Raw genomic sequence first — 10,991 nt, 5'->3', positions numbered from 1 at the left:
GCTTTTTAATCCAAATCAATTGTATTGCTCAGAAATGTAAAATACTTTGGGGACTCATCTTCAAAGATATCTTTTCCTTCCATCATATAGGCACGAAGAAGATATTCTTGTGCGGCTTCTGTATTGATGGATTCGAGATAACATTGTCCCAGGCGGAGCATGATAAATGGATTTTCGTATGCATTTTCTATGATATTGTTTTTCGCATTTTCAAAATGGGAGAGTGCATTTTCGAAGTCATCCTGCAGAAAATAGGCATCCCCTATGGAGGCTTCCAGCCATAGGCTTTCTACATGCACATGCTGTGGTTTGGGGATTAAGGCCAAGGCTTCACTCCATACCCGAATGGCTTGGTCGTAGTTTTCTTCATCGCAATAGGCATTGCCTTCTTCACTAAGTTGGTCGATTCTGTCTAATGTTTGATCATCCATAACAATAAATCTTTAGCGTACCATACTAAGATAAGAATTCTATCAATAAAAAAACGGAGAAATTATTTTCTCCGTTTTTTTATCTAGGACTTTGTATTTACTCTACATCAAACCACAGTTTAGTAAGCAAGGTATTGTTGCCCTGGCGAGCGATGGCCGCCTGGTAATTGGTCCCATTCAAGGATTGCTCTGTGCCTGGGTATAAAAAGCGCAGTGGGATTTTCCCTCCTAATGCTCCTGCTTTGGCAGGTGTTAATTGTGGGTAATCTAAACGACGCCATTCCGCAAAAGCTTCTAGCCCCTGCCCATATAGGGCGATCCATTTCTGCTCACCGATGGATTTTTTGTAGACCTTTGGATCGAATTTTACTGCTGATTGGTTGAGGTAATCAACAATTAAATTATTCTCAATGTTATACTGTTCCAAAGACGCACGGATCGCCTGTTGATAGAGATTTGTAGCATTACCTGTGATAAATCCTCTACTAACCGCCTCAGACAAACCAAAAAGTACTTCAGCATAGCTTAATATGACAGCTGGAGATTTTGGCTCGCGGAAATAAATACCTGGTCTTGATGTACGGGCAAACCCCAGGTTGCTGGCATCGCTTGACGTTAGGCCATTTGGGACACCGATGTATTTTTCAGGAGTGGATGTTGTTGTGGTGTCAGCATAAATTCCAAGACGAGGATCATTCAGACCGCGTAGTTTATCCACCATTGTTTTGCTTATCCGATAGTCTTCCCTTGCTTCAAACGATGCACTGACTGGATTGCGGTAAGGGGCGTCACGATAGATAAGCTTCGCATTGTCGGTATTCGAGTTTAGATATCCACTTCCTTCTGCAGCGATCTCCTGTAAGGTAGTTTTGGCAAGGTCTGGTAGCCGGTCAGCAATGCGTAATGCCACGCGTAATCGAAGTGCATTGGCAAACCGTTTCCATTGTGCTATATTGCCACTATATAGAATATCCCCTTCTATACCTTTACCGTCAACGTTTAATAAAGTTTGAGCATTTTTGAGATCGTTTAAGAGTCCTTTATACACCGTTTCCTGTGTATCGTAATGTGGTGTTAAAAACTCATCAATATTTCCTGCTTCTGTATAGGGGATTTCACCATAGGCATCTGTCAGCAAGGAAAAGATCCAGGACTGCAATACAAGTGCAACGCCTTTATAGTTGTCATTTTCTGTGGTCGAAGATAACCTTTGAATAATTTTCAGTTGGCTGATGCTTTTAGAATACCAGGTTGACCATCCTTCGTTGAAGTCATTGTTCGTAAAAATGTAACGGTCTGGATCTGTATATTGTATCCTGGCCCAATGCTGTACAAACAATAGACTCGAAGCGAGGTTGTTGCTAACTCCCCAGTAACTATCGGCTGTCGTTTTAATTGTACTGGTCAGGAGATAGGCTGGCTGGGGCGTTTCGGCCTCATTTTGGTTTTGGTTTACTTTTGCTAACTCATCTTTACAAGATATTGTTAAGCCTAGTAATAGGAAGAGTCCTGCGATTTGTCTGAAATCTATTTTCATTCTTGAATAGTTATTTATATATGTTGATAATCCAAGCTAATCCACTTGTCAGATATAATTGTTTTGTTGATCAATTATTTGAAATCAAATACATCTATTTTATATTTGATCAGTAGTACTGACTGTCATGATTGGCAAATGAATTCAATACAATCAGTTTGTTTTAATGAATGACAGTCTCCTATGCTTAGAATTTGAAATTTAAGTTAAAGCCAAAGCTTCTTGTCGTAGGTAACTGCAGGCTTTCTAAGCCTTGGGCATTGCCTGTATTGAATGCTGTTTCAGGGTCAATATTAGGTGCATTTTTATGAATGATCCACAGGTTTCGAGCGACTAAAGCAAAGGAGGCCCCTTGAAAACCAATTTTGGTGATCCAATGATTTGGCAATTGATAACCCAATTTTACCTCACGTAATTTAATATAAGAAGCGTCAAACACATTTGCTTCGTTGACTCTATAAAGTGTTTTGTAGTATTGCTGTGCTGAAACAATTTTTGTGTTTTCGCTACCATCAGCATTTACTCCATCTACAAGTATGCCATCATCATAAGTGGTGCTGTTTACAGTGTAACTCAATCCACCATGCGCTGCATCTCTTCCCGGAAGAGTGGATGCAAGCACGCCTGTGCCTCTACCCGTAGCATTCGTGCCCGAGTAAAGTTTTCCGCCATGCTTAATGTCGATCAAGAAGCTTAAGTCGAAGTCTTTGTAGCGAAACTGATTGGTGATGCCTCCCAACCAATCCGGAGTAAATTTGCCAAAATAATGGTTAACGGGATCTGTGGCAGGGGTGCCATCGGCGTTAACAATAAGACGTCCATCTTCGTTCCGTAAGAAACCTGTACCATAGAGCGTTCCATAAGGTTTCCCGACTGCTGCCAGAACTTGTACTGAACCAGATGAACCAATGGTATAGCTTTGTAATAGACCGGCCTCATCCAATTCGACTACTTTACTTTTATTTGATGCAAAGTTGACATTGATATCCCATTGGAAATCCGGTTTTTTTAAGGCTGTCACACCTAATTGAATTTCAAGTCCTTTATTGTTAATTTTTCCGGCATTGACAAGCTGTTTTTTATAGCCTGTGGAAGGACTCACATCCACAGCCAAAATCTGGTTGATACTATTGATGTTGTATAAACTCAAATCTAAATGTACCCGATTTTTGAAAAAAGCCAATTCAGTACCCAGTTCGGTAGATGAAGTAGTTTCGGGCTTTAGGTCTGGATTTTTCTTGATGTCATTGACCGAAAGCTGCGGACTGTCTCCATAAGGAGCACTGAACAGATAAGAATCGATTAAACTAAAGGGATCTGTATCCTTGCCGACTTTTGACCATCCGCCACGCAGTTTCCAAAAGGACAACAGGTTGCTCTGGATGGAAAATGCATCTGTTAGGACTACACTTGCATTTGCAGAAGGATAAAAATAAGAAAGGTTATCCACAGGTAAGGTGGATGACCAATCATTCCGTGCCGTTAGATTCAAGAAGGCATAATTCTTATAACCCAGCTGTGCTGAGGAAAAGATACTGTAAGCTTTTAGTGGACTATATTCACCTGTTGAAATCAAGGCATCTCTGGAGTTTGCTAGCGTATATACATCCGGAACAGCCAAACGTGGTGCTTTCTGATTATTTCGCTGGCGGGATTGGCTACGTATATTTGCACCGCCTAGAATATCCAATGAAAAATCAGGGGAAAGTGGTCTGGCATAATTCAATGTAAATTCTGTGTTGTTCTCATTTACCGTATAAGCATCTTCCTCGTAAGAACCATAAGGAGTACCATTGGTACCATAGGCAATGCGTATTTTACGTCTGTCAGTATAATAATCGTTACCTGTACGGAAATTTGCAGTCAGAAATTCATTGATTTTATAATTCAGGCCAATGTTTCCAAAAATACGATCCCGCTGCTGCTGCACGGTATTTTCTTCTGCGATAAAATATGGATTACTGTAATAGCTATTATTCCAGTTGATCAGATTGCCATTCTCATCCCGGTAATTCTTGAGGCGGGAAACATCCACCTGGCGTCCAAACCAAGTAAACTGAAGCATGTAACCATTGGAACGGAATCCTCCTACACCTGGCAAATTGCCTGAATTGGTTCGTACATAATTCGCGTTTGCCGTTAAGGTTAGGTCCTCTGTAATCTTGTATCGGGTATTGACGTTAAAATTGTTCTTTTCAATTGAAGAATTTGGAACAATGCCTGTTTGATTCGAATTATTATATGAAAATCGGTAATCAATTTTATCCGTGGCATCAGCAATGGAAATACCATTATTTAAGGTTCTACCGGTTCCAAAGAAGCTCCGTACATTATTTGGGTGTGGCAAAAATGGTACTGCTTCTCCATTGGAATAAAACTGTGGAATTAACCGACCGTCCATTTTTGGACCCCAGCTTTCATCGACACCATCATTGATTCCACCGCCCTTACCGTCTACATAGCTAAATTTACCATCAGCACCCTGTCCGAAAACATCTTGATAGTCAGGTAGAACCGCAATACGTTCAATAGTGTTGTTCGAGTTGATATTGATGCCGAGTCCTTTGCGCTTCTTGCCAGATTTGGTCGTTATCAAAATCACACCGGCAGCTGCTCTTGAACCATATAAAGCTGCTGCATTTGGGCCTTTTAACACGCTAATCGATTCGATATCTTCACTGTTGATATCTGAAATCGCATTGGCATAATCACGGTTTCCACTGGTGCCTAATTGCGAATTGTCAACAGGTGTGCCATCGATAACAAATAAGGGTTGATTGTTTCCGGCAATGGATGTTTCCCCGCGAATGATAATTCGAGAAGATCCCATATTGCCTTGGCTATTGGTTACCTGGACCCCCGCTACTTTACCAGCAAGTGAATTGACTAGGTTGCTTTCTTTTGCTTCAGAAAGATCCTTGCCTTTCAATTCCTGGATAGCATATCCCAATGTTTTCTTTTCTTTGGAGATATTTAATGCGGTGACAACCACCTCATCTAATAAGGCATTTGCTGGGGAAAGCTGGATTGTTGTTAGTCCTGTTGCATTGAGCTGTACAGTTTTGGAGTCAAAACCAATATATTGGACCAGAACATGCAATGAGCCACTACTGGCGGGTAACTCAAAAGTTCCATTGGCGCCTGTCTGAACTTGCTGTTTACTGTTTGTGTTTGTTACTGTGGCACCCTGGATAGGTGTATTATTATTGTCAACTACTTTACCTTTTATAGTAGACTGAGCGTATAGCGTGCTGGAACTTAAGCAAAATGCAGCCATTACGACAAAATTTATGTTATTTTTTGTCATATTAATTGTTTAAAAATGAATGGATTGTGTTTAGGTGGTTATAGGAGATGTTTCAAATTTCAATGATAAACATCCCCTAAGAGCATTCGTTTTTCAGGTGTATATAATGCATTTAATTTCATGTGTTAAAAAATGTTAATGCAAATATATAAAATCTACCTGATAACTATACTTTGTTTTTTTGTTTTTTGTAATTTTATAGTCAGAAAGCTTTTTTTCAATCCGGAGGATCCTCTGTTTATTTATTTTCTATATCCGGCCTGGTCGAGCAGAAGCTCAGCCCCGGTTAAATGATGGTCGTTTTGGACCGGGGAGTCAAGCTTTGAAGAAGCCAGGGCCTGATATCACATTTTCAGGTCTAATCAATAGGTTGCTTAAATATATTTTCGGCTTCTTTATCATCAAATTTCAGCATCTGTTCAACAAGCTTTTTTTTCATTTCTATGACAGTCGCCTTGTATCGAAGATCATGATAAACATTCCGTAATTCTCGGGGATCCTCTTTTAGATCGAATAGTACCCATTGCTCTGTTCGATTTTAGTAGCGAATCAGTTTATATCGGTCATCTCGAACACTGAAATGTGGGCTGACCGCATGTTCTCCATTTTCGAAATAATGATAATATAGATCTTTGAGGTGTTCTTCTGTTGGATGCTTAAGGACATGTACAAAGGACTCTCCTTACATATCGGAAGGTTTTTTGATATTGGCCAATTCAAGTAGGGTAGGAGCGATATCTGCATTGACAAGTTTTGCATCTATTTGTGTTTTTGGCCCAATGAGTTGGGGATAACGCATTAACATCGGAGTACGGAAAGATTCTTCATACATCCAGCGTTTATCAAACCAGCCATGTTCCCCCATATAGAAGCCTTGATCAGAAAGATAGATCACAATAGTATTTTGTTTTAGCCCATGTTGGTCAATATAATCGAGAACCTTGCCAATATTTCGATCCATGGATTGAGCAGTATTAAGATAATCCACCATATATCGATTGTATTTCCATTCAGCCAATTGTTGTTTGTTGAATTTTTTTTGTTTTAACTGTTCATAAATGGGTCTATAATAAGCGATATACTTGTCTTTTTGGTCTTGGTTCATGCGTTTGAAATTTCCATCCTGCAACATCTCTTCCAATGTATCGAACATTTTGAGATCATAGCCCATCTGCATGTCTTTGGCAATGGACATTTCCTGTTCCTGGGCTGCTAGGCGACTTTCATAATTGTCATAAAAGGTGCTGGGCAATTCAAATTTGATACTGTCATAATGGCCAAAATCTTTTGGATCTGGCATCCATGTCCGGTGGGTGGCTTTATGTCCTATAATTAAACAGAAGGGATCTTTTCTGTCCAAACTGTCAAGCCAATTCAAGGCTTTATCTATGACAATATCAGAAACATAACCTTCTGTACGCTGGCGGCCACTTTTATTGATAAAATCGGGATTAAAATATGTTCCCTGCCCAACGAGAATGTCATAGTAATTGAAGCCTTGTAGTTGATCTCCAAGATGGATTTTTCCAACCCAGGCCGTTTTGTAGCCCACATGTTGAAGTTGTTTGACAAATAGATCCTGATTAAAATCGAATTCTGAGGTTTCATTATCTTTGAATCCATTTTTATGGCTGTATTTCCCTGTTAATAAAGTAGCTCTCGAAGGACCACAAATGGAATTGTTGACGTAAGCGTGATTAAAAATAGCTCCTTGTGAAGCGATACGGTCCATCTGAGGGGTCTTCCCATATTTAGCTCCATAGGCGCCAATGGTTTGATATGCATGATCGTCTGAAATAATAATGACAATATTTGGCCTATTTTGTCCAAATGCATGACTATACATTCCCAGGAGGGTTAATCCCAAAACAATAAGGTTAAGCTTCATAATAAAGATATGGGGCTGGTCTGTTGATCGTATTCAAGACTAAAGATAATATTTCTTTTATTATATAGGTGATAATTTTAGGTTTATCTTTTGTCTGCTATGATTAGCCGTCAGAAAAATGTTAATTTAAGAGCCGAAGGAAGAGAAAGAGTTGGATCGCACTGAGATGCTAAAAAAAACACTTGAAGCGGGGAGCCTCAAGCGTTTAACCTAACCAATTATTAACCTAAATTTTATGAAAAGTATACTTTTTAAAGTATAGTGATTTATATTCAATATTCATGCCATTATATTTAATAATTCTCAGGTGTTTTCTTTTGTGTTATTTTTGTTACTTGAATTTGCTGTTTGATTATCCAGATCATTTATACTGGACTGAAAAATAGATCGCGTATCGTTAGACATATAGCTTGAAGAGCTCAGCCCATTCCGCATCTAAACTCAAGTTAGGCAGAGGCTGATTAGCCCTATTGTACCAATACTGTGCATTCCAGAGGTCGCCCTCTTTACGATGTAGGTAAGCGTGGACATGAGCCGCCTCGGATGTATCCAGATGATCAATGAGATCATGTGCTTTTTGCCAGTCTCCTTTTGAATCATGCCACAATGATTTTTGTATGGCTGACCAGCTTTGGTCAGCCGTTTCTACTGCCTGAAATTCTGTGATTGTCATACGCTATTTAGCTGTTTCTTTGCTCCATATTTCATAAATATCATCACCTTTTGAGCTTTTTCCTTTATGATGCCAGGTTGTTTTTTCCAATTTTCCATCGAAATTGAGTTCTTGACCAATTCGATTATTATCTCGTGAAAAGAATAATATTTTTTCCGTATATCGGTTATCCCGGTAATTATAATATCCACCTCCTGTCCCGTAAAAGCCTTTAAGAGCTGGGTTGATAGCAATCCATTGAAAATAGCCATCAACTAATAGTTTTATGGTCTTCCGATCGTTTTTTGGAATTTCATGCATTTTTCCTTCCTGCTGTCTGCCTGTAATTCTCCATAGTGCATCTAAATCCTGCGGAATTGCCTTTTGTCTCAAGAAAAGACGATATGAGCCCGACAATTTTAAAAGTAAGGAATCAGTATTGCCTTTATAATCGAGTTCTATTTTTTTTCCGACTTTTGTGGAGTCAATTGTGTTGTATTCTATCAAGGTATAAGTACTGTCTCCCTGTTGTTGTAAAGGACCACCCCAAGTATACTCGAACTGTTTATTGTCAAACTTTATGAGGGAGAAATAATGATCTGTGATTAATATTAGATTTTTATTTGGACCATCTTGAGCTAAATATACTCCATCACCAATTTGATGTTGTGCCTTTAATGAGCAATGGACAACAATAAATAATAAGGATAATATAATATAGTGTTTCATATCGCAACTAATTAATGTTGACTTATAAAGATAGGAAATAAAAATATCAAAGGGATAAGAAAAATATAGTGTACCCTTAAAGCATAATACCTCCTTATATACAAGAAGAGATTGTTTTATAAAACAATCTCTTCTTGTATATAAGGAGGTAAGCTTCTTTATTTGAACTTACTTGCTAATGCAGCCAGTTTACTGGCCATATCGGTTTCGGGCTCTGGTATTCTTTTGCCCTCATTTCTTCTGTTTCTTGGGACTGATGGTTTTTCATCTGTTTTCATGGACAGTGCGATGCGGTTACGTTTTTCATCAACTTCTGTAACCGTGACGGTAACCTGTTGTTGCACTTTGACAACTTCATGTGGATCGGATATATAACGGTTTGATAGTTGGCTTAGATGGACTAAACCATCTTGATGTACGCCGATGTCAACAAAGGCACCAAAATTGGTAATATTGGTAACGATACCTGGTAGTTTCATGCCAATGCGGAGGTCTCCGATACTATTAACACCTTCTGTGAAGGAGAATGCTTCAAACTTTTCCCGAGGATCCAATCCTGGTTTTGCCAATTCATCGAGAATATCATTTAAGGTAGGCAGTCCCACTTCTTCGGAGATATAATTTTTTAAGGAAATTGATTTTCTTAGCTCGGTGTCTTTCAATAAATCTTCTACTTTTTTACCCAAGTCTTTCGCCATTTGCTCAACTAAGGGGTAGCGTTCGGGGTGTACTGCGGACGAATCCAAGGGATTTTTGGCATGTCTGATACGGAGAAAACCGGCGGCCTGCTCGAAGGCTTTATCACCAAGACGCGGCACTTTCTTCAATTCACGTCGGGAAGTAAAAGGGCCGTTTTCATTTCTATAGGTGATAATCTGTTGTGCCAATGCTGGTCCAAGACCTGAGACATATGATAGGATTTGTTTTGAGGCAGTATTAAGTTCCACACCGACCGCATTTACACAGCTGATCACAGTGTCGTCCAGCGAAGTTTGCAGCTTGTTTTGATCTACATCGTGTTGATATTGACCAACACCGATTGATTTCGGATCAATCTTAACCAATTCTGCCAATGGATCCATCAGCCTTCTGCCGATGGATACAGCACCACGTACAGTAATGTCATAGTCTGGAAATTCTTCACGTGCTGTTTCAGATGCGGAATAAATAGAGGCCCCGCTTTCATTGACCATGACTATGGTTATGGTGCTTAGGTCAAGTTTTCTTATAAAATCTTCGGTTTCACGGCCAGCGGTTCCATTACCGATGGCAATGGCCTGAATGTCATATTTCGAAACAAGGTATTTGATTGTTTTTTGTGCTTCTGCATATCCATGTGCCCCATTGTGTGGAAAAATAGCTGTATTTTCTTTTAGCTGACCTTGTTCATCCAGGACAACAGTTTTGCATCCTGTTCGGAACCCCGGGTCAATGGCGAGCAATCTTTTTTGGCCCAAAGGAGCAGCCAGTAACAATTGGCGAACGTTGTCGGCAAAAACTTTGATGGCTTCATCGTCTGCCTTTTGGCGGGTCAATACACGTATTTCAGTCTCCATGGAGGGTTTCAATAAGCGCTTATAACTATCCAATAACGCCATCTTTACTTGGGAAGCAGCCGGATTTGTAGCTTTAATGTAGATGGCTTCAAGGGCTGGTAGGATTTCCTCTTCATTGACCTCAATATCCAAATAAAGCAATTCCTCCTTCTCGCCCCGACGCATAGCCAGAACACGATGGGAAGGAGCAGCTTTTAAAGGCTCAGACCATTGATAATAATCTTTATATTTAATTGCGGCTTCTTCTTTTCCGGGGACGACCCTGGAAACAAATTCCCCTTTTTCTAAAAATATTGTTCTGGATTTGGATCTTACGGTGGCATCTTCGGCAATAATCTCGGCAATAATGTCGCGGGCGCCCGCTAATGCTTCTTCTGTATTTTTAATCCCTTTTTCTTCATCTATCAACGAATTTGCGATGGCAAGAATATCTGTTTGGTCCTGTGCTAAAATAAAATCCGCTAATGGCTGAAGGCCTTTTTCACGTGCAACACTTGCCCTTGTTTTCCGTTTAGGCTTATATGGTAGATAAATGTCTTCTAGACTGGACATTGTCTCCGCGGTCATCACGAGTTGTTCGATTTCGGGTGTCATTTTCCCTTGATCATTGATGGATTTTAGAATCGCTTCCTTACGTTTGTCCAGATCTTTCAATTGTTGGGAACGATCCCTGATACTGGTGATCTGGACCTCATCTAAACTTCCCGTCATTTCTTTTCGATATCGGGAAATAAATGGAACGGTGGCCCCTTCATCTAATAGTGCAATCGTGGTACGAACTTGTTTGTCGCTAATGGAAAGCTCGTTAGCGATAATAATCTCGTGTGGTAATAAGCTCATTGTACGTTTTATTTTTAAAAAGGAGAGCTGTTGAATAAGAAATTCAACAGC

6 protein-coding genes and 1 pseudogene are annotated in these 10,991 nt (G+C 39.7%); all 7 read right to left on the bottom strand.

Annotated features, from left to right (window positions below; genetic code table 11):
* Positions 1-5 precede the first annotated feature (5 nt).
* Positions 6-431, bottom strand: a complete 426-nt coding sequence (locus tag HX021_RS09680; RefSeq protein WP_286590019.1) for a tetratricopeptide repeat protein — start codon at positions 429-431, stop codon at positions 6-8.
* Positions 432-528: 97 nt separating this feature from the next.
* Complete coding sequence (locus HX021_RS09675) at positions 529-1,968, bottom strand: SusD/RagB family nutrient-binding outer membrane lipoprotein (RefSeq protein WP_286590018.1); 1,440 nt, start codon at positions 1,966-1,968, stop codon at positions 529-531.
* Between the two features lie 187 nt (positions 1,969-2,155).
* Complete coding sequence (locus HX021_RS09670) at positions 2,156-5,275, bottom strand: SusC/RagA family TonB-linked outer membrane protein (protein WP_286590016.1); 3,120 nt, start codon at positions 5,273-5,275, stop codon at positions 2,156-2,158.
* Between the two features lie 358 nt (positions 5,276-5,633).
* Positions 5,634-7,121: pseudogene (locus tag HX021_RS09660) on the bottom strand (sulfatase family protein).
* Positions 7,122-7,560: 439 nt separating this feature from the next.
* On the bottom strand, positions 7,561-7,836 hold the full coding sequence (locus tag HX021_RS09655) for a hypothetical protein (protein WP_286590012.1): 276 nt from the start codon (positions 7,834-7,836) through the stop codon (positions 7,561-7,563).
* 3 nt (positions 7,837-7,839) lie between these two features.
* On the bottom strand, positions 7,840-8,544 hold the full coding sequence (locus HX021_RS09650; RefSeq protein ID WP_286590010.1) for a hypothetical protein: 705 nt from the start codon (positions 8,542-8,544) through the stop codon (positions 7,840-7,842).
* A 158-nt stretch (positions 8,545-8,702) separates the two neighbouring features.
* Positions 8,703-10,940 carry a Tex family protein gene (locus HX021_RS09645; RefSeq protein ID WP_286590008.1) on the bottom strand — a complete coding sequence of 746 codons (2,238 nt, stop codon included), beginning with the start codon at positions 10,938-10,940 and terminating at the stop codon, positions 8,703-8,705.
* Positions 10,941-10,991: the final 51 nt, after the last annotated feature.

The organism is Sphingobacterium sp. N143 (genome assembly GCF_030325625.1).
GTDB lineage: Bacteria > Bacteroidota > Bacteroidia > Sphingobacteriales > Sphingobacteriaceae > Sphingobacterium.
Note: the sequence above shows the minus strand (reverse complement) of the source record. Positions and strands in the feature narration are given on the sequence as shown.

What these genes read in the sequence shown, in the direction of transcription:
- HX021_RS09680 (WP_286590019.1), bottom strand. Translation starts at nt 431, where the DNA reads ATGGATGATCAAACATTAGACAGAATCGACCAACTTAGTGAAGAAGGC.
- HX021_RS09675 (WP_286590018.1), bottom strand. Translation starts at nt 1,968, where the DNA reads ATGAAAATAGATTTCAGACAAATCGCAGGACTCTTCCTATTACTAGGC.
- HX021_RS09670 (WP_286590016.1), bottom strand. Translation starts at nt 5,275, where the DNA reads ATGACAAAAAATAACATAAATTTTGTCGTAATGGCTGCATTTTGCTTA.
- HX021_RS09655 (WP_286590012.1), bottom strand. Translation starts at nt 7,836, where the DNA reads ATGACAATCACAGAATTTCAGGCAGTAGAAACGGCTGACCAAAGCTGG.
- HX021_RS09650 (WP_286590010.1), bottom strand. Translation starts at nt 8,544, where the DNA reads ATGAAACACTATATTATATTATCCTTATTATTTATTGTTGTCCATTGC.
- HX021_RS09645 (WP_286590008.1), bottom strand. Translation starts at nt 10,940, where the DNA reads ATGAGCTTATTACCACACGAGATTATTATCGCTAACGAGCTTTCCATT.